General features: G+C 61.1%; 22 protein-coding genes. 6 read left to right on the forward strand and 16 right to left on the reverse strand.

Annotation, left to right across the window (positions count from 1 at the left end; genetic code table 11):
* Positions 1-66 precede the first annotated feature (66 nt).
* On the reverse strand, positions 67-2,208 hold the full coding sequence (katE, locus tag V9L13_RS21145; RefSeq protein ID WP_338800450.1) for a catalase HPII: 2,142 nt from the start codon (positions 2,206-2,208) through the stop codon (positions 67-69).
* A 260-nt stretch (positions 2,209-2,468) separates the two neighbouring features.
* Here katE and V9L13_RS21150 point away from each other — a divergent pair, with 260 nt between their 5' ends.
* The 3 genes from V9L13_RS21150 to V9L13_RS21160 all read left to right on the forward strand — a co-directional run bounded on the left by V9L13_RS21150 (position 2,469) and on the right by V9L13_RS21160 (position 4,998).
* Positions 2,469-3,476: a methionine ABC transporter ATP-binding protein gene (locus tag V9L13_RS21150; RefSeq protein ID WP_027610230.1), complete on the forward strand. Its 1,008-nt coding sequence runs from the start codon at positions 2,469-2,471 to the stop codon at positions 3,474-3,476.
* Positions 3,476-4,150: a methionine ABC transporter permease gene (locus V9L13_RS21155; RefSeq protein WP_003220331.1), complete on the forward strand. Its 675-nt coding sequence runs from the start codon at positions 3,476-3,478 to the stop codon at positions 4,148-4,150. The genes V9L13_RS21150 and V9L13_RS21155 overlap by 1 nt, the downstream gene beginning before the upstream one ends.
* A gap of 77 nt (positions 4,151-4,227) precedes the next feature.
* Positions 4,228-4,998 carry a MetQ/NlpA family ABC transporter substrate-binding protein gene (locus V9L13_RS21160; protein ID WP_338800451.1) on the forward strand — a complete coding sequence of 257 codons (771 nt, stop codon included), beginning with the start codon at positions 4,228-4,230 and terminating at the stop codon, positions 4,996-4,998.
* A 283-nt stretch (positions 4,999-5,281) separates the two neighbouring features.
* Here V9L13_RS21160 and V9L13_RS21165 read toward each other — a convergent pair whose 3' ends face one another.
* The 5 genes from V9L13_RS21165 to V9L13_RS21185 are packed head-to-tail and all read right to left on the reverse strand — an operon-like array spanning position 5,282 to position 9,190.
* Complete coding sequence (locus V9L13_RS21165; protein WP_338800452.1) at positions 5,282-5,917, reverse strand: SCO family protein; 636 nt, start codon at positions 5,915-5,917, stop codon at positions 5,282-5,284.
* Positions 5,914-6,813 (reverse strand): heme o synthase, encoded by a 900-nt coding sequence (cyoE, locus tag V9L13_RS21170; RefSeq protein WP_338800453.1) that lies wholly within the window; start codon positions 6,811-6,813, stop codon positions 5,914-5,916. The genes V9L13_RS21165 and cyoE overlap by 4 nt, the downstream gene beginning before the upstream one ends.
* Entirely contained in the window at positions 6,801-7,880 is a 1,080-nt protein-coding gene (locus tag V9L13_RS21175; protein ID WP_338800454.1) for a COX15/CtaA family protein, read from the reverse strand. The genes cyoE and V9L13_RS21175 overlap by 13 nt, the downstream gene beginning before the upstream one ends.
* A gap of 10 nt (positions 7,881-7,890) precedes the next feature.
* A complete protein-coding gene (locus V9L13_RS21180; protein WP_103484038.1) occupies positions 7,891-8,484 on the reverse strand; it encodes a hypothetical protein in 594 nt (197 codons plus the stop codon).
* A complete protein-coding gene (locus tag V9L13_RS21185; protein WP_103519935.1) occupies positions 8,450-9,190 on the reverse strand; it encodes an SURF1 family protein in 741 nt (246 codons plus the stop codon). The genes V9L13_RS21180 and V9L13_RS21185 overlap by 35 nt, the downstream gene beginning before the upstream one ends.
* Positions 9,191-9,260: 70 nt before the next feature.
* On the opposite strand from V9L13_RS21185, the gene V9L13_RS21190 reads away from it, so the two are divergent.
* Positions 9,261-9,464: a twin transmembrane helix small protein gene (locus tag V9L13_RS21190; RefSeq protein WP_003220344.1), complete on the forward strand. Its 204-nt coding sequence runs from the start codon at positions 9,261-9,263 to the stop codon at positions 9,462-9,464.
* Between the two features lie 7 nt (positions 9,465-9,471).
* Here V9L13_RS21190 and V9L13_RS21195 read toward each other — a convergent pair whose 3' ends face one another.
* The 4 genes from V9L13_RS21195 to coxB all read right to left on the reverse strand — a co-directional run bounded on the left by V9L13_RS21195 (position 9,472) and on the right by coxB (position 13,862).
* Positions 9,472-10,359, reverse strand: a complete 888-nt coding sequence (locus V9L13_RS21195) for a cytochrome c oxidase subunit 3 (RefSeq protein ID WP_103483956.1) — start codon at positions 10,357-10,359, stop codon at positions 9,472-9,474.
* A 25-nt stretch (positions 10,360-10,384) separates the two neighbouring features.
* Entirely contained in the window at positions 10,385-10,936 is a 552-nt protein-coding gene (locus V9L13_RS21200; protein WP_003220348.1) for a cytochrome c oxidase assembly protein, read from the reverse strand.
* A 129-nt stretch (positions 10,937-11,065) separates the two neighbouring features.
* Entirely contained in the window at positions 11,066-12,652 is a 1,587-nt protein-coding gene (gene ctaD / locus V9L13_RS21205; RefSeq protein ID WP_103483955.1) for a cytochrome c oxidase subunit I, read from the reverse strand.
* An 82-nt stretch (positions 12,653-12,734) separates the two neighbouring features.
* Positions 12,735-13,862 carry a cytochrome c oxidase subunit II gene (coxB, locus tag V9L13_RS21210; RefSeq protein WP_338800455.1) on the reverse strand — a complete coding sequence of 376 codons (1,128 nt, stop codon included), beginning with the start codon at positions 13,860-13,862 and terminating at the stop codon, positions 12,735-12,737.
* A 369-nt stretch (positions 13,863-14,231) separates the two neighbouring features.
* On the opposite strand from coxB, the gene V9L13_RS21215 reads away from it, so the two are divergent.
* Positions 14,232-14,864: a hypothetical protein gene (locus V9L13_RS21215; protein WP_338800456.1), complete on the forward strand. Its 633-nt coding sequence runs from the start codon at positions 14,232-14,234 to the stop codon at positions 14,862-14,864.
* Positions 14,865-14,988: 124 nt separating this feature from the next.
* Here the strand turns inward: V9L13_RS21215 and V9L13_RS21220 are convergent, their stop codons facing one another.
* The 6 genes from V9L13_RS21220 to V9L13_RS21245 all read right to left on the reverse strand — a co-directional run bounded on the left by V9L13_RS21220 (position 14,989) and on the right by V9L13_RS21245 (position 22,559).
* Entirely contained in the window at positions 14,989-16,515 is a 1,527-nt protein-coding gene (locus V9L13_RS21220) for a SulP family inorganic anion transporter (protein ID WP_338800457.1), read from the reverse strand.
* Positions 16,516-16,605: 90 nt separating this feature from the next.
* Complete coding sequence (locus V9L13_RS21225; protein ID WP_098966495.1) at positions 16,606-17,337, reverse strand: carbonic anhydrase; 732 nt, start codon at positions 17,335-17,337, stop codon at positions 16,606-16,608.
* A 238-nt stretch (positions 17,338-17,575) separates the two neighbouring features.
* Positions 17,576-18,634, reverse strand: a complete 1,059-nt coding sequence (locus V9L13_RS21230) for a PA0069 family radical SAM protein (RefSeq protein ID WP_338800458.1) — start codon at positions 18,632-18,634, stop codon at positions 17,576-17,578.
* 74 nt (positions 18,635-18,708) lie between these two features.
* Positions 18,709-20,013: a cytochrome c gene (locus V9L13_RS21235; RefSeq protein WP_338800459.1), complete on the reverse strand. Its 1,305-nt coding sequence runs from the start codon at positions 20,011-20,013 to the stop codon at positions 18,709-18,711.
* Positions 20,014-20,025: 12 nt separating this feature from the next.
* On the reverse strand, positions 20,026-21,810 hold the full coding sequence (locus tag V9L13_RS21240) for a GMC family oxidoreductase (protein WP_003220366.1): 1,785 nt from the start codon (positions 21,808-21,810) through the stop codon (positions 20,026-20,028).
* Positions 21,811-21,812: 2 nt separating this feature from the next.
* Positions 21,813-22,559: a gluconate 2-dehydrogenase subunit 3 family protein gene (locus V9L13_RS21245; protein ID WP_338800460.1), complete on the reverse strand. Its 747-nt coding sequence runs from the start codon at positions 22,557-22,559 to the stop codon at positions 21,813-21,815.
* 306 nt (positions 22,560-22,865) lie between these two features.
* Here V9L13_RS21245 and V9L13_RS21250 point away from each other — a divergent pair, with 306 nt between their 5' ends.
* The gene (locus V9L13_RS21250) at positions 22,866-23,510 is read left to right on the forward strand and encodes a dual specificity protein phosphatase family protein (RefSeq protein WP_045122239.1); all 645 of its coding nucleotides are present in this window, start codon (positions 22,866-22,868) and stop codon (positions 23,508-23,510) included.
* Positions 23,511-23,546: the final 36 nt, after the last annotated feature.

Genomic DNA, 23,546 nt, shown 5'->3' on the forward strand with positions numbered 1-23,546 from the left:
GGTCCAGCGTGAACCCTGTGGGAGCGGGCTTGCTCGCGAAGGCGTCCTCTCAGGCAGCCAGTTTCCTTAAGCTGGAATGGCTTTGGCCTTAGGCTCGCGATCCCAAACCCGATGCTGCCCGATCGCCGCGAAGAACGGCTTGGTCAACCCCGGCACATCCTTGCCCTGCAGCAACCCGTCATCCGCCTCGAGCTTGAGCAGATCCTGCAACTGCTTGGCATCGCCGTGCAGCGCAATCGCCTTCAGGTGCTTGTAGGCTTCCAGAAGGTAATGCAGCGCCACGCCGTCGCCGCTCAACGCCTTGATCGACGCCGCGCCACCCGGCACGAACACCGCATCGAAGATCACTGAAGGCATGCCTTCCATGGAGGCGTCCACCGGCAGGGCTTTGCCGTCGGCCGTCTTCACCGGTGCCGAAGTCGGGCCGAGCAGCTTGGCGTGGGCACCTTCCGCTGCCAATGCCTTCTTCATCGCATCAATTGCCGCACCATCGACACCGTTCGCCGCAAGAATCGCCACTTTTCGGGTTTTGATGTTCTCTGGCAGCAGATTGGCCTGACTCAGCGCTGGCGAATGATCGAACGAAGTCTTACGCACCTCGACCGTGCCTTTGCTTGGCGCCGGCAGCCCGAGGTTGGCCGCGACACGTTTGGCCAGTTCCAGGTCGATATTGGCGAGAATCTCATTCACCTGCCGCGCACGGATGAACTCGCGCTCAACCTTGCCCAGCTCGAAGCTGTAGGCGGCAATGATGTGTTCCTTCTCATGGTCACTCATGCTGTTGAAGAACAGTCGCGCCTGCGAGAAGTGATCGCTGAACGATTCGCTGCGCTGGCGGATCTTGGCGGCGTCGATGCGTTCCGGATAAGTCTCGAAACCACCGTCCTGCGCGGCTGGCGGGGTCTCTTTCGGCCAGCCGCCATCGATCGAGTTCGGCTCGTAGGACGCGCGCCCCTTGTCGATCACTGTGCGGTGCTGCGCGTCGCGCTGACCGTTGTGGAACGGCGCGACCGGGCGGTTGATCGGCAGCTCATGAAAGTTCGGCCCACCGAGTCGGCTGATTTGCGTGTCGGTGTAGGAAAACAGCCGGCCTTGCAGTAGCGGATCGTTGGAGAAGTCGATCCCCGGCACGATGTGGCCCGGGCAGAACGCGACCTGTTCGGTCTCGGCAAAGAAGTTGTCCGGGTTACGGTTCAGGGTCATCTTGCCCAGCGGGGTGATCGGCACAATTTCTTCGGGGATCAGCTTGGTCGGGTCGAGGATGTCGAAATCGAAGTCGTGCTCGTTTTCCTCCTCGATGATCTGTACGCCCAGCTCCCATTCCGGGTAGTCGCCCATCTCGATGGCTTCCCAGAGATCGCGACGGTGGTAGTCGGTGTCTTTACCGGCGAGCTTCTGCGCCTCGTCCCACACCAGCGAGCAGGTGCCGGCGGTCGGGCGCCAGTGGAATTTGACGAAGCGCGATTTGCCCTCGGCGTTGACCAGGCGGAAGGTGTGCACGCCAAAGCCCTGCATGCTGCGCAGGCTTTTCGGGATCGCCCGGTCGGACATCGCCCAGATCACCATGTGCGCCGATTCCGGCACCAGCGAAACGAAGTCCCAGAACGTATCGTGGGCCGAGCCGCCGGTCGGGATCTCATTGTGCGGTTCGGGTTTTACCGCGTGGACGAAGTCGGGAAACTTGATCGCGTCCTGAATGAAAAACACCGGCATGTTGTTGCCGACCAGATCGAAGTTGCCCTCGTCGGTGAAGAACTTCACGGCGAAACCGCGCACGTCACGCACGGTATCGCCGGAACCGCGCGGCCCCTGCACCGTGGAAAAACGCACGAACACCGGGGTCTTTTTCCCCGGATCCTGCAGGAAGCCGGCCTTGGTCAGCGTCGAATGGTTCTCGTAGGCCTGAAAGAAACCATGCGCGCCAGTACCGCGCGCATGGACGATGCGCTCCGGAATGCGTTCGTGGTCAAAGTGCGTGATCTTTTCACGCATGATGAAGTCTTCCAGCAACGACGGCCCGCGCGGGCCGGCCTTGAGGGTGTTCTGGTTATCGGCGACCTTCACTCCCTGATTGGTGCGCAGGGCCTGGCCGGTCGCGTCGGAGCGAAACTTCTCCAGACTGTCGAGTTTGGCGTTGGTGTTGGCGCGATCCTTGGTATCGGTTCCGGCCAGTTGGCTTTTGTCGGTCGTAGGTTTCTTGCTGCTCATCAGACGTAAACTCCTCGGTTGACCCCGTTTCAACGGGGACTCTTGAGCGTTTCCGGGCACGGTTACCCAGGGTTTCAAGTCGCTTAACTAGTGACCAATGAGCAGGAATGGGCGTTCCTTTTTTATGACCTTTGATCTTGTTATTGCCAAATCGAAGGTTAATTGCGAAATAAATGCTAAGAACCTCTATACGGACAGGCTAAAATGCGCGCCCGGCTAACCGCTGATCCTTTTCTAACGCGCCCCACAAGGTTCGCTACGTGATCGAGTTTCAAAACGTCCACAAAACTTACCGCGTCGCCGGTAAGGACATCCCCGCCCTGCACCCGACCAGTCTTTCGATTGAAAACGGTCAGGTCTTCGGCCTGATTGGCCATTCCGGTGCGGGAAAAAGTACCCTGCTGCGTCTGATCAATCGCCTGGAAGACTCCAGCGGCGGCAAGATCATCGTCGACGGCGAAGAAGTCACCGCGCTGGACGCCAACGGCCTGCGCCGCTTCCGTCAGCAAGTCGGGATGATCTTCCAGCACTTCAACCTGCTCGCCTCCAAGACCGTGGCCGACAACGTCGCGCTGCCCCTGACCCTGGCGGGCGAGTTGTCGAGCAGCGAAATCAATCAGCGTGTCGCCGAGTTGCTGGCACGGGTCGGTCTGTCCGATCACGCCAAGAAGTACCCGGCACAATTGTCCGGCGGCCAGAAGCAGCGCGTCGGCATCGCCCGCGCCCTGGCGACCAAGCCGAAGATCCTGCTGTGCGACGAGGCCACCAGTGCCCTAGATCCGCAGACCACCGCGTCGGTCCTGCAACTGCTGGCCGAGATCAACCGCGAACTGAAGCTGACCATCGTCCTGATCACCCACGAGATGGACGTGATCCGTCGCGTCTGCGATCAGGTGGCAGTGATGGACGCCGGGGTGATCGTCGAGCAAGGCTCGGTGGCCGATGTGTTCCTGCATCCGCAGCACCCGACCACCAAGCGTTTCGTCCAGGAAAGCGAGCAGATCGACGAAAGTGAACAGCGCGATGACTTCGCTCACGTGCCGGGTCGCATCGTGCGTCTGACCTTCCAGGGCGAAGCAACCTACGCGCCGTTGCTCGGTACCGTTGCCCGGGAAACCGGGGTCGACTACAGCATCCTCGCCGGTCGCATCGACCGCATCAAAGACATTCCTTACGGGCAATTGACCCTCGCCGTCACCGGTGGCGACATGGAAGCGGCATTCGCCCGCTTCACCGCCGCTGACGTTCATATGGAGGTGCTGCGTTAATGGAAGCCCTGATGAGTTTCTTCACCAATATCGACTGGTACGAAATCTGGCTGGCCACCGGCGACACCATGCTGATGCTTGGCGGATCGCTGCTGTTCACCGTGTTGCTCGGCTTGCCGTTGGGCGTGTTGCTGTTCCTCTGCAGTCCGCGTCAGTTGCTGGAAAGTCGTGGCCTCTACGCCTTCATGTCGCTGGCGGTGAACATTCTGCGCTCGCTGCCGTTCATCATTCTGCTGATCGTGATGATCCCGTTCACCGTGCTGATCACCGGCACTTCGCTGGGCGTGGCCGGTGCGATTCCACCGCTGGTGGTGGGTGCGACGCCGTTCTTCGCGCGTCTGGTGGAAACCGCGCTGCGTGAAGTCGATCGCGGCATCATCGAAGCCACCCAGTCGATGGGCGCGACTACCCGTCAAATCATCATGAACGCCTTGCTGCCGGAAGCCCGTCCAGGCATCTTCGCAGCGATTACGGTGACCGCGATTACTCTGGTGTCCTACACGGCGATGGCCGGTGTGGTCGGCGCCGGTGGTCTGGGTGACCTGGCGATCCGTTTCGGTTACCAGCGTTTCCAGACTGACGTGATGATCGTTACCGTGGTGTTGCTGTTGATTCTGGTACAAGTGCTGCAAATGGTCGGCGACCGACTGGTCGTGCATTTCTCGCGCAAATAACCGGTTTTTGTAATCAAGAGATGAGCCGGCCATTCGCTGGCAGGCGCCACACGGGCGCCTTATAAGGAGTTAGCTGAATGAAAAAACTGATCGCTGCTTTCGCTGCCGTAGCCGCTTTTTCGGCCCACGCTGAAACCCTGACCGTTGCCGCCACTCCGGTGCCGCACGCGGAAATCCTCGAATTCGTGAAGCCGGCCCTGGCCAAAGAAGGCGTGGATCTGAAGGTCAAGGTCTTCACCGACTACATCCAGCCGAACGTACAGGTTGCCGAGAAGCGCCTGGACGCCAACTTCTTCCAGCACCAGCCGTACCTCGATGAGTTCAACAAGGCCAAGGGCACCAACCTGGTGGCTGTGACCGGCGTGCACCTGGAGCCGCTGGGCGCCTACTCGAGCAAGATCAAGGATCTGAAAGACCTGCCAAGCGGCGCCAACGTGGTGATCCCGAACGACGCCACCAACGGCGGCCGTGCGCTGCTGCTGCTGGCCAAGGCTGGCCTGATCACTCTGAAGGATCCGAAGAACATCCTGTCGACCGTCAAAGACATCGCCGAAAACCCGAAAGACCTGAAAATCCGTGAACTGGAAGCCGCGACCATCCCGCGCGTGCTGACCCAGGTCGACCTGGCGCTGATCAACACCAACTACGCGCTGGAAGCCAAGCTCGATCCGTCCAAGGACGCGCTGGTGATCGAAGGCAACGACTCGCCGTACGTCAACATCCTGGTGTCCCGTGCCGACAACAAGGACAGCGACGCGATGCAGAAACTGGCTGCTGCGCTGCACAGCCCGGAAGTGAAGCAGTTCATTACCGAGAAGTACAAAGGCGCGGTATTGCCGGCGTTCTGATACAGATAGCTGCAATGAAAAGGGGACGCCAATGGCGTCCCCTTTTTTTGTGTGGCCGAGTGTTCGGTTTTGGACCTGCTGTGTATTCGCCCCTCACCCCAGCCCTCTCCCGGAGGGAGAGGGAGCCGACCGAGGTGTCTTGCGTTGTACATCGACCTGAAAGATTGGGTCGATTATGGATTCGGCAAAGGACTTACAGGTCGGCGTATTTCGTCAGCATCCCTCGGTCAGTCCCCTCTCCCTACGGGAGAGGGTTAGGGTGAGGGGTGGCTTTTGATCTTGGCTATTTACGGTTGAGCATTACTGGCAGCTGCGCAACCAGTTTGGCGTTGTTCAACGGCGCACGAATAAACCCGCGCTGCGTCCCATCCGGCCCGATCACCGCCAGATTGCCGCTATGGTCGACGGTGTAATTCGGTTTGCTGGTATCGGCCGGAATGAACGGAATACTCACCGCATTGGCGACCTTCTGCAGCTCCTCGATCGACTTCGGCGTCAGGCCGACGAACTGTGGATCGAAGTAACCCAGGTACTGCTTCAACTGCTGCGGGGTGTCGCGGTTCGGGTCGACGCTGACCAGCACGATCTGCAGTTTATCCACAGCATCCTTGGGCAACTCGCTCTTGATCTGGCGCAGTTGGGCGAGGGTGGTCGGGCAGATGTCCGGGCAGAAGGTGTAGCCGAAAAACAGCAGGCTCCACTTGCCTTTCAACTCGTCGATGGCGACCGGCTGGCCGTCCTGGTTGGTCATGGTCACGCTAGGCAGGGTGCGGCTCTGCGGCAGCAGGATGATGCCGGCGTCGATCAGCGCGGTGGGGTCGCCCTGGCCCTTGCCACTCAGCACTTTGTTGACGGTAAGTCCCAGGATCAGCGCGATCACGGCGACGAGGATGAAGACGGTTTTCTGGGTTCGAGTCATAGGTTCAACAGTAAGTAGTGGTCTACGAGCAGGGCGATGAACAACAGGAACAAGTAATAAATAGAGTACTTGAAGGTGTTGATCGCCGCGTGCGGCCGAGTGCCACGGTACAGCACCACGGCCCATTGCAGAAACCTTGCGCCCAGCGCGAGGGCGCAGATCAGGTAGAGCACGCCGCTCATGTGAATCACGTACGGCAGCAGGCTCACCGCGAGCAGCGCGAAGGTGTACAGCAGAATATGCACCTTGGTGTAGTGCTCGCCGTGGGTCACCGGCAGCATCGGGATGTCGGCCTTGGCGTATTCCTCTTTACGATGAATCGCCAGCGCCCAGAAGTGCGGCGGGGTCCAGGCGAAGATGATCAGCACCAGCAGCAACGGTTCGGCGCTGACATGGCCGGTAGCGGCGGTCCAGCCGAGCAGCGGAGGAGCGGCGCCGGCAAGACCGCCGATGACGATGTTCTGTGGCGTCGCGCGTTTGAGGAAGCCGGTGTAGATCACCGCGTAGCCGAGTAACGAAGCGAGGGTCAGCCACGCGGTCAGCGCATTGGTGAAGGTCAGCAGCATCGCCTGCCCGAGCAGCGCCAGCACCAGCGCAAAGGTCAGCGCCGCTCCGGGTGAAACCCGGCCCTCGGCCAATGGCCGTTTGTGGGTGCGCGCCATTACCGCGTCGATACGCCGATCCACCACATGATTGACCGCCGCCGCGCCGCCGGCACACAACGCAATCCCCAGATTGCCGAACACCAGCACCGTCCACGGCACCCCGGCGCGGGTCGCGAGGAACATGCCGACCAGCGAGGTGATCAGCATCAGCACCACCACTTTCGGCTTGGTCAGCTCCAGATAGTCACGCCACAGCGCTTGCGCGGGACGTTCGCCGATCAGAAGCGCCATGGCGTTTCTCCTTTAATGGTGATGGGCGCCGCCACGTGTTTACGCGGGCTGAGGCGCCAGCGGGCGAGCACCGGCTGTTTGACCCGAACCAGACTGGTGCGCGCGTGATAATTGACCAGCACCATGGTCAGCAGCAGCGCTGCGCCACCGGCGTTGTGGGCCACGGCCACCGGCAGCGGCAGATGGAACAATACGTTGCTGATACCGAGGGTGATCTGTGCGCCGAGGGCGACCAGCACCAGCCCGGCGAGTCGGGTCATGCCGACGGCTTTCAGTTGCCAGGCCAGACCGAGCAGGACGATCGTCACCAGCAGCGCGCCGATGCGGTGTGTCAGGTGAATCGCCGTGCGCGCATCGCTATCGAGTTGGCCGCCGAGATAATTGGGGCCGATGTGTTGGGTCAGATGAAAGCCGTTGGCAAAGTCTGCCGGCGGCAGCCACTGGCCGTGGCAGGTCGGGAAGTCGATGCAGGCCACCGCCGCGTAGTTGGAGCTGACCCAGCCGCCGAGGGCAATCTGGCCGATCACCAGCAACAGCCCCGCCGTCGCCCAGTACTGCAAGCGCTTGGGCACGGTCAGCGCCGGCAGCACGCCGGACAGGCGCAAGGTCAGCAGGAACAACAGACTCAATGTCGCAAAGCCGCCGAGCAGATGCCCGGTGACCACTTGCGGCCAGAGCTTGAGCGTCACCGTCCACATGCCGAACGCCGCTTGGGCGAACACCACCGCCAGCAGAAACAGTGGCAGCTTCAGCGGCTGCCCCGGATGACGACGATTGACCCAGGCGCGCCCGGCCAGAAGCGAAATCAGCAGGCCGAGAGTGCCGGCGAAGTAGCGGTGGATCATCTCGTTCCAGCCCTTGTGCGCCACCACCGGCGAGTCGGGGTAATGCAGCTCGGCATGGGCCAGTTGGGCTTCGCTTTTCGGCACGCTGATAAAACCGTAACAGCCCGGCCAGTCCGGACAGCCCAAGCCTGCGTGGGTCAGGCGGGTGTAGGCGCCGAGCAGCACGACGATCAGTGCCAGCAGGGTGGCAAACAACGCGAGGCGAAATCCAGGTTTGGCCATGACGATGCCCTTATCCGATGTTCGACAGTTTCAGCAGGTGGCGCAGGTCGTTGAGCAGATCCTTGCCTTTGACACTCGGGTCGTAGCGCAGCACCAGGTTGCCGTGGGGGTCGATGATCCACAGTTGCGGCGTGGCCTTGTCGCCGGTGGCCTTGCTGAACGCAGCGCTGTCCAGCGGATAGCGTTGCAACTGCGGATATTCGCGGGTCAGTTTGGCCTCGTAGTCGGCGCTCAACGGTTGCGCGGCGGCGAGGGCGTGGCTGGCGCGACCGGCGTCGCGACCGAGGCCGATCTGGATCTGCCGGGCGAGGTACACCAGTTGCTGGCAGTCCACCGCGCAATCCTTCGGCGCGGTCACCAGCATCTGCCAGCGCTGTTCATCGGCTTGTACGCCGAGGTCGGCACGGGTCTGGCCGTTGCCGATCAGTTCGCCGTGGTAGCTGCGACCTTCCGGTACCCAGAACTGCAGTTTGTACATGCCGGTCGCCAGCACCATCGGGCCGACCACGCCGAGCAGAATCAGCAGCAGCTGAATCCGCCCGCGGCGGCGGGTGGCCGGGGTTTTCGCCTCAGACATGCTGGGTGGATTCATGGCCGTTCCCATGGTGTTTCTCCTTTGCGTTGTGCAATCCAAGGTAGAGGTAGAGGCCGAGCAGGGCGGTGGCCATGGCGAACCACTGCACGGCGTATCCAAGGTGTTTTTCCGGGCCCATGGCGACGACCGGCCAGTCGGCCTCATAGCTGGCGGGGCCGGGTTCGGCACGAAGTTCGTAGGCGAAGCCGTCGCGTTCGAGGGTTTTCCACAGCTTCGCAGGCTCGACGGCGGTGATCGTTTGCGGCCAGGTGCTGCTGGCCGGGTCGGCGTGCAACTGGAAGGTCGCGCCGGGGGCGACGTAGACCCAGGCATCCAGGTTGACCGCGTCGGTGGGGGTTGCGAATTGCGGCGTCACCCGGCGATCCGGCCATGGCAGCCAGCCGCGATTGACCAGCAGCCACTGGCCGGTGGCCCGATCCTGAAACGGTTGCAGCAGCTCGATACCGACCTTGCCGTTGCGCTGGCGGTTGTCGAGCAGCAGGCTGTGGGCGCCATCGAACTGGCCGTACAGATGCACGCGGCGAAAGGCCGGGTCGGCGCTGTGCAGCAATTCGCTGCTGGCCATCGGATCAGCCGCGCGGCGCTCGGCGTAAGTGGCGAGCAGGGCGGTTTTCTCCGCCCCCCGGCCCAGTTGCCAGAAACCCAGCGACACCAGCAGCGGCAACAGCAACGCCACTACCACGGTCGGTATCACGCCCGGCCGGAAGCGCTTCATGGCCGTGCCAAAAAGTCAGTCGTCGCGATCGCTATACTCAACTGCATCGCCTGTCCCCCGGAGTCTTCCCATGCTCAAAGCAGCCATCGTCCTGCTGCTGATTGCCACGGTGATCAGCCTGTTCAGCGGCCTGTTTTTCCTGGTCAAGGACGACAGCAGTTCCAATCGCCTGGTGATCGCCTTGAGTGTTCGGGTGGCATTGGCCGCGGCCACCGTCGGCCTGATCGCCTGGGGCTTCTACAGCGGCCAACTGGTGTCGCACGCGCCTTGGTGATCAGCGCTCAGAGTACGTAAACGAAGACGAACAAGCCGATCCACACCACATCGACGAAGTGCCAGTACCAGCTCGCCGCCTCGAAGCCGAACTGATGCTCGGCATCGAAATGGCCCTTCATGATGCGCATCAGCATCACGAACAGAATGATCGTGCCGATGGTCACGTGGGCGCCGTGGAAACCGGTGAGCATGAAGAACGTCGCGCCGTAAATGCCCGAACCCAGCGTCAAACCCAGTTCGTGATAAGCGTGCATGTACTCCTCGGCCTGCAATGCGAGGAAGCCGCAGCCCAGCAGCACGGTGATCGCCAGCCAGATTTTCAGCGCACCGCGATGGCCTTTTTTCAAGGCGTGGTGGGCGATGGTGATGGTCACGCTGGAGCTGACCAGCAGGATCGTATTGATCAGCGGCAGGCCCCACGGGCTGATGACTTCCTTGGGCGGCGGGAACAGTTTCGGGTCCGGGGTGTGCAGCAGCGGCCAGGTGAACTGGAAGTTCGGCCAGAGCATGTGCGCGATGCCTTTCGGGCCTTCGCCACCCAGCGCCGGGCCGGAAATGTGCCGCACGTAGAACAGTGCGCCGAAGAAGGCGACGAAGAACATCACCTCGGAGAAGATGAACCAACTCATGCCCCAGCGGAACGAGCGGTCGAGCTGCGGGCTGTACAGCCCGGCGCGACTTTCCTTGATCACCGCCCCGAACCAGCCGAACAGCATGTACGCCAGCAGCAGCCCGCCGACGAAAAAGATGTACGGGCCGTGGGATTCCGGGCGCGCAGCCTTCAGATCGTTGAACCAGGTCGCCAGGCCGTACACGGTGGTGACCATGCCGATGGTGGCGACGATCGGCCATTTGCTCTGGGCCGGAACGTAATAGTGCTCATGAGTTGCCATTTATTGTTCTCCTTATCGGGCACGCTTAACCGCCAGTGTTTGCAGCCACCGGTGGATGACGGGCGGTGATATCGAACAGCGTGTAGGACAGCGTCAGGTGCTTCACGTCCTTGGGCATGTCGCGGTCAATGATGAAACGCATCGGCATCTCGATCTGCTGACCGGGCTGCAGCACCTGCTGGGTAAAGCAAAAGCATTCGGTCTTGTGGAAATACGCCGCCGCTTCGCTGGGTGCGATACTCGGCACGGCCTGGGCGCTCATCGGTTTGTCGGTGGGGTTGCGGGCGACGAAGATCATCTCGTTTACGCCGCCGGGATGGGTCACCAGTTCCTCACCCTTGGGGTAGAACTCCCACGGCATGTCGGCGTTGTTCATCGACAGAAACTGCACGCGCACCTGCCGCGAGTTATCCACCACCTGCTCACCCTCGTACTGCCCGGCGGTCTTGCCGTTGATGCCGAAGGCCTTGCACATCACGTCGTAGATCGGTACCAGGGCAAAACCGAAGACAAACATTGCCACCACCACGCCGAGCAGGCGGGTGACCAGTTTTTTCAGCGAGATCGAGTCAGCCATGATTTTCAGCCTCAGCCGAGATCCCCTGTGGGAGCGGGCTTGCTCGCGAATGCAGTTCATCATTCAACACATGAGTGGAATGATCTGACGCATTCGGGAGCAAGCCCCCTCCCACAAAGGCAAGGCGTTTCATTTCACTTCCGGCGGCGTAGTAAAGGTGTGATACGGCGCCGGTGACGGCACGCTCCACTCCAGGCCTTCGGCGCCATCCCACGGTTTGGCCGGTGCCGGTTCGCCGCCACGGATGGTCTTGATCACGATGAACAGGAAGAAGATCTGCGTGGTTCCGAACATGAATGCGCCGATCGACGAGACCATGTTGAAGTCGGCGAACTGCAGGTTGTAGTCCGGAATCCGTCGCGGCATCCCCGCCAGCCCGACGAAGTGCATCGGGAAGAAAGTCAGGTTCATGCCGACGAACGACAGCCAGAAGTGCAGCTTGCCGAGGGTTTCGTCGTACATGTGCCCGGTCCACTTCGGCAGCCAGTAATAGGCTGAGGCAAAGATCCCGAAGATCGCACCCGGCACCAGCACGTAGTGGAAGTGCGCGACCACGAAGTAGGTGTCCTGGTACTGGAAGTCCGCCGGAGCAATGGCCAGCATCAGCCCGGAGAAACCGCCGATCGAGAACAGGATCACGAACGCCACGGCGAACAGCATCGGCGTTTCGAAGGTCAGCGAGCCTTGCCACATGGTGCTGGCCCAGTTGAACACTTTCACCCCGGTCGGCACGGCGATGAGCATGGTCGCGTACATGAAGAACAACTCGCCCACCAGCGGGATGCCGACCACGAACATGTGGTGCGCCCAGACGATGAACGACAGGAACGCGATGCTCGCCGTGGCGTAGACCATCGAGGTGTAGCCGAACAGCGGCTTGCGCGAGAAGGTCGGGATGATCTGGCTGACGGCGCCGAAGGCCGGCAGGATCATGATGTACACCTCGGGATGGCCGAAGAACCAGAACACGTGCTGGAACAGCACCGGGTCACCGCCACCGGCGGCGCTGAAGAAACTGGTGCCGAAGTGGATGTCCATCAGCATCATCGTCACGCAACCGGCCAGCACTGGCATCACCGCTATCAGCAGGAACGCGGTGATCAGCCAGGTCCAGACGAACAGCGGCATTTTCATCAGGGTCATGCCGGGGGCGCGCAGGTTGAGGATGGTGGCGATCACGTTGATCGCGCCCATGATCGAACTGATCCCCATCAGGTGGATGGCGAAGATGAAGTAGGTGACGCTTTCCGGCGCGTAGGTGGTGGACAGCGGCGCGTAGAACGTCCAGCCGAAGTTCGGCCCGCCACCGGGCATGAACAGGGTCGAGACCAGCAGCAGAAACGCCGCCGGCAGCAGCCAGAAGCTGAAGTTGTTCATCCGAGGCAGGGCCATGTCCGGCGCGCCGATCATCAACGGGATCATCCAGTTGGCAAGGCCGACGAACGCCGGCATCACCGCCCCGAACACCATCACCAGGCCGTGCATGGTGGTCATCTGGTTGAAGAACGCCGGCTCGACGATCTGCAGTCCGGGCTGGAACAGTTCGGCGCGGATCACCATGGCGAACGAGCCGCCGAGCAGGAACATGCAGAACGCAAACCACAGGTACAGCGTGCCGATATCCTTGTGGTTGGTGGTCAGCACCCAGCGCATCAGGCCTTTGGCGGGGCCGTGAGCGTGGTCGGCATGACCGTGGTCATCGATTACAGCGCTCATGGCCGGTCTCCTTTACGTGAGTGGACGGGGCTGGCCGGGGCGCGTTGCCCCGGCCGGTTCACGAAGTACGCGATAGACCGGCTCATTTGGTTTCCGCCTGTTTGAGCTCCAGCACTTCTTTTGGCGTGACCATATCGCCCTTGTTGTTGCCCCAGGCGTTACGTTCGTAGGTCACGACCGCTGCGATATCGACTTCCGACAATTGCTTGCCGAACGCGGCCATGGCGGTGCCGGGCTTGCCAAAGTACACGCGGTGCAGGTGGTCGGCTTTCGGCCCGGTGGCAATCGGCGAGCCCTTGAGCGCCGGGAACATCGGCGGCAGACCCTGGCCCTCGGCCTGGTGACAGGCCACGCAGGTGGTGTGATAGATCTTGTCGCCGCGCTCTTTGAGTTCGTCGAGGGTCCATTCCTTGCTGGTCAGCTCTTTGAGCTGAGCGGCTTCGGCCTTGCGGTCGGCCAGCCATTTGTCGTAATCGGGCTTCTCTTTGACGTCGACCACGATCGGCATGAAGCCGTGATCCTTGCCGCACAATTCGGCGCACTGCCCGCGATAGATTCCGGGCTTGTCGATGCGGGTCCAGGCTTCGTTGACGAACCCGGGGATCGCATCGCGCTTGACCGCGAAGGCCGGCACCCACCACGAGTGGATCACGTCGGCGGAAGTCACGAGGAAGCGCACCTTGGCGCCGACCGGCAGCACCAGCGGCTTGTCGACTTCGAGCAGGTAGTGCTCGCCCTTGGCTTCCTTGTTGTGGATCTGTTCGGCGGGGGTGGCCAGGTTGCTGAAGAACTCGACATCCTGACCGAGGTATTTGTAGTGCCACTTCCACTGGTAACCGGTGATCTGGATATCGATATCCGGTTCACTGGTGTCGTACATGCGGATCAGGGTGGCGGTCGCCGGCACGGCCATCGCCACCAGGATCAGGAACGGCACGACGGTCCAGAGAATCTCGACGGTGGTACTTTCGTGGAATTTTGCGGCGACCTGCCCGGTCGAGCGGCGATGCACGATCATCGACCAGAACATGGCGCCGAAGACGATGATCCCGATCACCACACAGATCCAGAAAATGGTCATGTGCAGGTCGAATACTGCGTGACTGATTTCAGTCGCTCCAGGCGCCATATTCACAGTCCAGGCCGCATTGGCCGGGCTGAAAATCGACCACAACAGGAGGCCCATCCAGACGTGTGGATGTCGCATCATTGCGGGTTCCCCTTATCGTTCTTGTTATCCCGCCGGCTTCGGCCCGCGGCAAGGGAGCGGCTGCATCAGACTACGAACTTGAATCGCCGGGCCTTGCTGCGGGTGCAGTCGGGCGTCATCAGCTAACTCCATTCAATGGCGAGTATAGACAGCGGCGGAGAATTGCAACGCGATCGCGTAAATGATCTGAAACAGCCGGGACTTGCGCTCAAGGGCACGAATGGAGAAGGATGCAGACGAGTGGTGGCAAACCGATATAACGCAGGTGTATCAAGGATGAAATAATTATGACAAATGCGTCTTAGCATTTTTCGTAAGCCAGCTAAGTTATGTCTTCCCTATTTCATTGCCTTGTTTCCTGGAGTTTTCATGAACACCGCCGCATTGCGCGAGCAGATCCAAAAAGCCCGACAAACCGAAAATGAAACCGGACGCCTCAAGCGTCAGCTGGAAGCCAAGTTGCCTCATCTGCATTCGGCTATCCAGTTGCCGGACGCTAACCGCGAAGAAGCGTTGACGAGCTTTGTCACCGCCTATATCGATGAAGTACCAGACATGCTGGACGCAGCCAATGAAGTTGCCAGGGAAGCGGGAATCGAGTCGCAGATCAAACCGGTGCTGAAAATCGCCGAGCAGTACTTCCTTCAGCCGCCGGTCGGTCTGGACAGCCTGCTGGACGAAGCCTATCTGGCGCACCGCTTTGTCGAAGAGGTCAACGACCTGTACATCAAGCACCTCGGCCAGCCACTGATCCCCTTGGACATGACGGTCGCCAATCTGATTGCTCACCAATTGCTCGGTGAGGAATTTGCCAATCAACTGGACGAAGTGGTGCATCACGCCATCGACGAGATGCTCGACGACGAGAGTTTTGCGCTGGAATCGGTAGAGGCCTACCGCGACAAACTCAGCAGCCCGGATACCGGTGCGGCGTGGAAGCGCTGGCCGTGCATGGGCCGTCGCCTCGGCGTGGGCCTGGAGCTCGACCAGCCCGCTGCCTGAGTTACACACAATCCAATGTAGGAGCTGCAGCAGGCTGCGATCTTTTGATGTTGTTTTTAACAATCAAGAGCAAAAGATCGCAGCCTGCGGCAGCTCCTACAGGGGTTGAGTTCAACCCGGAGATTTAACCGGCAGCGCCGATGCCTGTTGTTGTGCGAACCCGCCCCTCAAGCCGTCGCTTCAACCCACGCGACTCAATCAACAACTTCGACCCTTTCGCGGCATTCGCCCGGCCCCACTCCTCCAGCAACTCCAGACACGAATGGTCGATGTAGCTCAAGTTATTGAGCGGCACATGCACCGTCGTCCCCGCCGGAATGCTGCCCAGCACCTGGGTCAGCGCCGGCACCTTGAGAAAGGTCGCCGCGCCGACCAGACGCAGTTCCATCTCACCATCCTGCGGCAGGTCGATCAGGCTGATCTTCAGGCGTGAAGCCTTGAAGGCCAGTTTCAGCACCGTCAAACCGAAACCGATCAACACACCGGTCAGCAGGTCGGTGAAGATGATCGCCAGCGCCGTGGCGGCGTAGGTGAACATCGGCATCCGCCCGTAACGGCCCAGGCCGCGAAACGCTTTCAAGTCCACCAGTTTGAAACCGGTGTACACCAGCACCCCCGCCAGACTCGCCACCGGAATGCTCTGCAGCACGCTCGACAGCAACAGCACGAACGCCAGCAGCCACAGGCCATGGAAGATCGTCGAGTAACGGGTGGTCGCGCCGGCCTGGACGTTGGCCGAACTGCGCACGATCACCCCGGTCATCGGCAGCGCACCGACCAGACCGCAGAGCATGTTGCCGACACCTTGCGCTGATAGTTCACGGTCGAAGTCCGAGCGCACGCCGTTGTGCATGCGATCCACCGCGGCGGCGGACAACAGCGTTTCGGCGCTGGCGATAAACGCCACGGCAAACGCAGCGATCAGCAGGGTCGGGTCGGCAAGGCTGAGCAGGTCGGCGGGTTTCAGCCAGTCGATGGCTTCGGCCAGATTCTCCGGCACCTCGACGCGTTTGACCTGCAGCGCCAGCAACAGGCTGGCACCCGTGGCCAGACCGACACCGAGCAGCGCGCCGGGAATGAAGCGCAGCGAATGCGGGCGAAACTTCTCCCACAGCCACATCACCGCAATGGTCGCCAGCCCGAGCAACCCGGCCTGCCAGCCGAACGACGGCAAGGCCTGCGCCACCGCGCCGGGGAAGGCCGTGAGGTTATCCAGGCCGGAGGGTTGTGGCTTGGCATCAAGCATCACATGCACTTGCGACAGAACGATCAGCACGCCGATCCCGGCGAGCATGCCGTAGACCACCGCTGGCGCCGTCACCCGAAACCAGCACCCGAGCTTCAAACGCCCGGCCACCAGTTGCAGGAAACCGGCGAGCAACAGAATCGGCCCGAGCATCTCGATGCCGTGCTGGCGCACCAGCTCGAATACCAACACCGCCAGACCCGCCGCCGGCCCGCTGACCTGTAACGGCGAACCCGCCAGCCAACCTACCACCAGGCCACCGATGATCCCGGTGATCAGGCCTTTGGCTGGCGGCAACCCTGACGCAATCGCAATGCCCATGCACAGCGGCAGCGCGACCAGAAACACCACCACCGAAGCCAGCAGCTCCCGTGGCAGAACCGCTTTCAATTGAGCAGCACGCATGGTGACTCTCCCGAAGTTTTCTTCAGGCATGGCGAGGCCGGGCCGCTGAAACAGCGGCCGGCGTCAAACCACACAGATTTTTAGGAAGATTTAGAAGCGCGCTTTGGGCGTCGCCACCGGAATCGGATGGCTGCCGTCGAGCGGCAGGAAGCGTCCCTGATCCGCGTCGTAAGCTTTGATTTCGCTGGTTTCGATGTTGTAGACCCAGCCATGGATGAACAGTTGACCGTTCGCCATGCGTGAGGCTACCGAAGGATGGGTACGCAAGTGCTGCAGTTGGGCGATGACGTTCTCCTCGGTGAGGATCGGCATGCTTTCTTTTTCGTCGGTGCAGTTACAGTTTTCGTGCACCATGGTTTTTGCCACTTCGGCGTGGCGCAACCAGGCTTTGACCGTCGGCATTTTTTCCAGGCTGTCCGGGTTGAGTACCGCACGCATGGCGCCGCAATCGGAATGGCCGCAGATGATGATGTGCTGCACGCCCAGTGCCAGCACCGCGTATTCGATGGCGGTGGAAACGCCACCGTTCATCTGGCCGTAAGGCGGCACGACGTTGCCGACGTTACGGGTCACGAACAGATCCCCGGGGGAGCTCTGGGTGATCAGCTCGGGCACGATGCGCGAGTCGGCACAGGTGATGAACATTGCCCGTGGCGATTGCGCCGTGGCGAGTTTCTTGAAGAGTTCTTCCTGTTGGGGGAAGACCTCATGATGAAAATGCAAAAAGCCGTCAACGATCGTTCGCAGCGCTGCATCGGCGGATTCCGCCCCAGGGACGGCTTGCGCCGACGCAGCCAACGGCTGTTTATCCTTATCACTCATGATTCATCCTCTTTGGCGGATTCGGGGAGTCGTTCCCGTGTATTCCGGTATGAAGCCAGTGGCTGTTTAAAACATCCGGGCCATCCCGACCCGTCAGTCACTCGATGAACAAGGTAGCCGCCGAAACTTAACTCAAACTGAATCAAGCGCTCTAGAACGTGTGTTCCAGATCACAAAAAACGTGACTGGCGTGTTTCGACGGAAGGATTCCAACCCATCAACCGTAGGCTAATTGTCGCTAAATCAATGACATCTGGCGACCCGGCGGACAGAAGGCAGTGCAATCGAGGTTGTAGCCTTCACGGTGGTTCAAACCGAGACGTTTAATGGCTTTGGCAAAACGCTGCGCAAGCAGGTCGGCAAACGGCCCCTCGCCGCGCATCCTCGCGCCGAAACGGCTGTCGTAGAGCTCGCCGCCACGGCTCTGGCGGATCAGGCTCAGCACATGGGCGGCGCGCTGCGGATAGTGCGCCTGCAGCCATTCCTCGAACAGCGGCGCCACCTCCAGCGGCAGGCGCAACATCATGTAGGCGGCGCTTTGCGCGCCAGCGGCGTGGGCTTCGGCCAGCAGGCTTTCGATTTCGCTGTCGTTGATCATCGGAATCATTGGCGAACACAGCACCCCCACGGGAATGCCTGCTTCGCGCATCACCCGGATCGCTCGTAACCGGGCTTTGGGCGCGGCGGCACGGGGTTCGAGGATGCGTTTGAGTTCGTCGTCCAGCGTGGTCAGGCTGATCATCACCGCCACCAGTCGTTGCTGCGCCAGTTCGGTGAGCAGGTCGAGGTCGCGCAGGATCAGCGAACCCTTGGTGACAATGGTCACCGGATGCCGGTAGCGCAGCAGCACTTCGAGGGTCTGGCGGGTGATCTTGTGCTCGCGTTCGATGGGCTGATACGGATCGGTGTTGGAGCCAAGATTGATCGGCGCGCATTGGTAACCGCGTTTGCTCAACTGTTCCTCAAGCACCTGGGCGGCGTTGGTCTTGGCGATCAGCCGGGTTTCGAAATCCAGCCCCGGCGACATGTCCCAATAGGCGTGGCTCGGTCGCGCATAGCAATAGATGCAACCGTGCTCGCAGCCGCGGTAGGGATTGATCGAGCGGTCGAACGGCAGGTCAGGCGAGGTGTTGCGGGTGATGATGGTTTTCGCGGTCTCGATCATCACCTCGGTGTTCTGCGTCTCGGGCACTTCCTGGTACCAGCCGTCGTCCTCGACCACCGAGCGATTCGGCGCAAAGCGGTTGTGCGGGTTGGTCGCGGTGCCGCGACCGCGAGGTGGCAATGGAGTAGACATGAAAACGCCCCGATACTGTATATGCACACAGTATCGGGGCGTAGCACATCTGACTAGTGCCGTCGGGCGATTGCTCAGTTGTTGTGTTGCGTCACCTGACCGAGGTCATCACCGGACGTGGTCTGCATATCATCCTTGCGCAGCGCGGCCACATCACTGGCCTTGACCGGTGCCCCTTTGTTGCCCCAGCTGCCACGAATGAAACTCACCACATCCGCCACTTCCTGATCCGACAACCGCCAGGCGTACGCCGGCATGGTGAAGGTCGATGGCGCGGTGTGTGTGGCTGGCAGGGTGCCGCCCTTGAGCACAATGTGGATCAGCGAAGTCGGATCCTCCGATTGCAGCACCGGATTGCCCGCGAGCGCCGGGAACACCCGGGTATAGCCATGGCCGTCGGTACGATGGCAGGCCGCGCAGTTGTCGATGTACACCGCCGCGCCACGCTGGCTGTCGTCGCCGTTCCACAGGGCTTTGGCCGCTTTCTCGTCGTACTGGTGCGGCTGGTCCGCCGGATCATTGGCCGGCAGCGACTTAAGGTAGCGGGCGATCGCAGTGAGGTCGGCATCGGTCATGTACTGCATGCTGTGGGTGACCACATCGCTCATGCCGCCGAACACTGCGCTGCGGTCGCTGCGCCCGGTCTTGAGGAACTGCACCAGTTGCGCTTCGCTCCAGCTGCCCAGGCCATCCTTGTGATCACCGCGCAAACTCTTGGCGATCCAGCCTTCCAGAGGCGCACTGCCGGCGAGGAAGTTTTTGCCGTCGGTGGCGCTCAGGGATTTTTCCTGCATGGTCAGCGCCCGTGGCGTATGGCAGGCGCCGCAATGGCCGAGGCCTTCGACCAGATAGGCGCCGCGATCGATCACCGGATCATCCGAGGTGGCCTTGTAGTCCTCGACCTTCGGCGCGAACAGCCAGCGCCAGCCCATCAGCGGCCAGCGCATGCTCAGCGGCCATGGAATGTCGCTGGCCTTGTTCTCCTGGGCCACCGGTTCGACGCCGTGCATGAAGTAGGCGTACAGCGCTTTCATGTCGCCCTCGCTGACCCGGGCGTAGGACGGATAGGGCATTGCCGGGTACAACGTGCTGCCGTTTTTGGCGACGCCGTGACGCACCGCTTTGTCGAAGTCCTCGAAGCTGTAGTCACCCAGACCGGTTTTGTCCGGGGTGATGTTGGTCGAATAGATCGTGCCGATCGGCGTTTCCATCGGCAGGCCGCCGGCGAACGGTTTGCCGCCCTTGGCGGTGTGGCAGGCCACGCAGTCACCCGCGCGGGCGAGGTATTCGCCTTGTTTGATCAGCGCTTGATCGACGTCGGCGGCGTGCACGGCAGCACTGCCGAGCAGGGCCAGGGTGGCGATAACGAGATTTTTCATGGTCATCGCTCCTTAAGCCTGAACCAGCGGGCCGGGGTTTTTCAGGTATTGCTCGCGAATCGCCTTGGCCGACCAGTAGGTCAACGCCGCCACCAGCCCGGTCGGGTTGTAACCCAGGCCCTGCGGGAATGCCGAAGCACCCGGCACGAACACGTTGTGCACGTCCCAGCTCTGCAAGTAACGGTTCAGAGCACTCTTCTTCGGATCGGTGCCCATGATCGCGCCACCGTTGAGGTGGGTGGTCTGGTAGGCCGCGGTGTTGAAGTGATCACCGACCTGCTTGCCGATCACCGCAATGGCTTTCGGGCCCATGGCTTGGGCGACCTTGCCCATTTTCTCGACCATGAAGCGGTTCATCTTGATGTCGTTTTCCTGCCAGTCGAAGGTCATGCGCAGCAGCGGCAAGCCGTAGGCATCGCGGTACACCGGATCCAGATCGAGGTAGTTGCCACGGTAGGACTGATGCGCGCCGTGGGCGTCCATCGACACCTGGTGGGTGTAGTAATCGGCGGTCGCGCGCTTCCACTGGCTGCCCCAGGCCGGGGTGCCGGGCGGGTTCGAGGTGCCGGCAATCGGACGGCTGCCCGCCTGGTTGACCCACATTGGCGAGCCGCCGACGAAGCCGTGCGGGCCGTGGTCGAAGTTGTCGGCGTTGAAATCGTCCAGCGCCACGCCGTTGCCGCCGGCGCCGATGAAGTTGTTGGTGTGGGTATCCTTGTCGAAGAACGCCTTGATGGTCGCCATGTTCTGGTAGGCGAAGTTACGCCCGACCACGCCTTCGCCGCTGATCGGGTCGTACGGTTTGCCAATGCCCGAGAGCAGCATCAGGCGCACGTTGTGCAGCTGGAAAGCGCCGAGGATCACCAGATCCGCCGGTTGCTCGATCTCGCGGCCCTGGCCGTCGATGTAGGTCACGCCGGTGGCTTTGGACTTGGTGCTGTCAAGATTGACCCGCAGCACATGGGCGTTGGCGCGCAGCTCGAAATTCGGCAGCGGACGCAGCGCCGGCAGAATGTTCACGTTCGGCGAAGCCTTGGAATACATGTAGCAAACGTAACCGCTGCAGAATCCGCAGAAGTTGCACGGGCCCATCTGCGCGCCGTAGGGATTGGTGTAAGGGCCTGAAGTATTCGCCGAAGGCAGGTTGTAGGGTTTGTAACCGACCTCTGTCGCCGCTTTGCCGAACAGCTGTGCGGAAACGGTATTCTTCTGCGCTTCCAGCGGGAACGGATTGGAGCGATCCGGTGCGTAAGGGTTACCGCCCTTGCCCTGACCGACCAGTTGGCCTTTTACGGTCCAGGCCTGGCCGGAGGTGCCGAAGACTTTTTCGGCGAAATCGAAAAACGGTTCCAGCTCTTCATAGCTGACGCCGAAGTCCTGGATGGTCATGTCCTTGGGGATGAAACTCTTGCCGTAGCGTTCTTCGTAATGGCTGCGCATGCGCAGCTCGATCGGATCGACTCGAAAGTGCACGCCCGACCAGTGCAGACCGGCGCCGCCGACGCCATTGCCCGGCAGGAACGCACCCAACTGGCGGTTCGGCAGGGCGATGTCGTTGACGCTGTGGCGGATGGTGACGGTTTCTTTCGAGATGTCCTGAAAGAGTTTTTTGCGCACGCTGTAGGTGAGTTCGTCGATCACCTGCGGATAGTTGCCGTCGGGGTAAGTGTCCTGCATCGGCCCGCGCTCCAGCGCCAGCACGTTGAGCCCGGCTTCGGTCAGCTCCTTGGCCATGATCGCGCCAGTCCAGCCAAAACCGACGATCACCGCGTCGACCTTCTTCATTACCGTTGCCATGCTCACGCCCTCTCGCCGCGAATCGAAACTGCCGGGAAGGGGTATTGCTCGTTGCGTTCCACCCAATCCATGAAATCGGCGCGGGCGCCGGGGAAGCCGATCATGGTCCAGCCGACCATGCCTTTATTGCCACCGTGGATCGGGTCGCAGAAGAACCCTTCCTTGGTGTTTTGCAGCAGCAGGCTGAAGAAAATCTTCGCGGGAACCGCATCGAACTGCGGTTTTCCGGCTTCAAGTTTCTTGAGCAGATCGTCTCGGGTAGCGCTGTCTTGCTCGGCAAATGTTTTACCGTTGAGCGACTTTGCCCACTGATCCGTCGCGGCGATGCCCAGGCGATAGATCTCTTTGGGCACCAGTTTGCTCTGCCAGCCCATCTCCGGCGCGGCGTCGGCGTTGAACGGGCCTTGCATGTACCACAGGGCACCGGCGGCGTACGGGGTGTTCATCTGGCGGTCGATGTATTCCGGCACGCCGGCTTCCAGGGCGCCCGGGCCTTGCTCGTCGTTGGGGATCAATTGCGCCACGGCGGCGTTGATGAAGGCCCATTCCTCGGCGGTGAAATAGCTCGGCTGATAAGCACTGGCGTCCGCCTTGGCCGGTGTGGCTGCTGGCGCCGCCGGGGTAGCCTCAGGCGCAGCTTGCAACACGCTGCTGCCCAGACCGGTACCGGCGAGGGTGACCACGGGAATCAGGGTCAGGGATTTGCGCAGGAACTCACGCCGGGGGTTGTCTCGATCTGCATCAGACATGGGGGTGCACCTCATCAGGCATTGATGGTTGTCCGTTTCTGCGAACGGCTTGAGCATTTTTTCGTCGCGGCGTGGCCCGGTGCTTGACCGGGAAAAGGGGGACGCCTGCAACATCGTGTGACAAATGGTAGCAGGCTACACATCGGGATGAACCGATTCAGCGGAAAAACCCGCCATTTTTTATCTGGCGCTCAATGAAATCGCATGGATTCACGATTCTTTGACAAGTGCCTCACAGGGCTTTGACCCTCTCCCCTGGAAACTACGGGACCTTTCATTGATGAATCCCGATACGGTCAGCCCAGCATGTCTCGAGTGCGCCTTTTTCCTGCTTTGTGTTTGTCGCTTGTTGCCCTGCTGCATTTGATGCCGGCCCAGGCTGACGCCTCTGCGCCGTCGCGCCCGCCGGAGTGGGCGCAGCCGGTGGAAGTGCAATACAACCTGTTCCAGATGTCGCCCACGCTCTACCGCAGTGCCTTGCCGGATGGCGGCGTGGTGCCGTTGTTGAAAAATCTGAAAGTGGTGACGGTGATCAACTTCCTGCCGGAAGCTGACAGCAATTGGTTGTCCGAGCCGGGTATCAATCAGGTGCAGTTGCCATATCGCACCAACCACGTTGATGACAGCGATGTGCTCAAGACCCTGCGCGCGATTCAGGCTGCCGAAACCAATGGCCCGGTGCTGATGCATTGCAAGCATGGTTCCGACCGCACCGGCCTGATGGCGGCGATGTACCGGATTGTGGTGCAGGGCTGGAGCAAGGAAGACGCGTTGCGTGAAATGACCGAAGGTGGTTTTGGCGAAAGCGGTCACTTCAAAGATAGCGTGCGCTACGTGATGCAGGCTGATGTCGACAAACTGCGCACCGCGCTGGCCAACGGCGATTGCAGCACCAGTGCCTTTGCCACCTGCTCGATGAAGAGCTGGTTCCAGTCGGTCAACCTCAAGTAAGCCGCACCCTCCACGGCATTGCACCGTGGAGGGTCA

Source organism: Pseudomonas sp. RSB 5.4 (assembly GCF_037126175.1).
Lineage (GTDB): Bacteria > Pseudomonadota > Gammaproteobacteria > Pseudomonadales > Pseudomonadaceae > Aquipseudomonas > Aquipseudomonas fluorescens_H.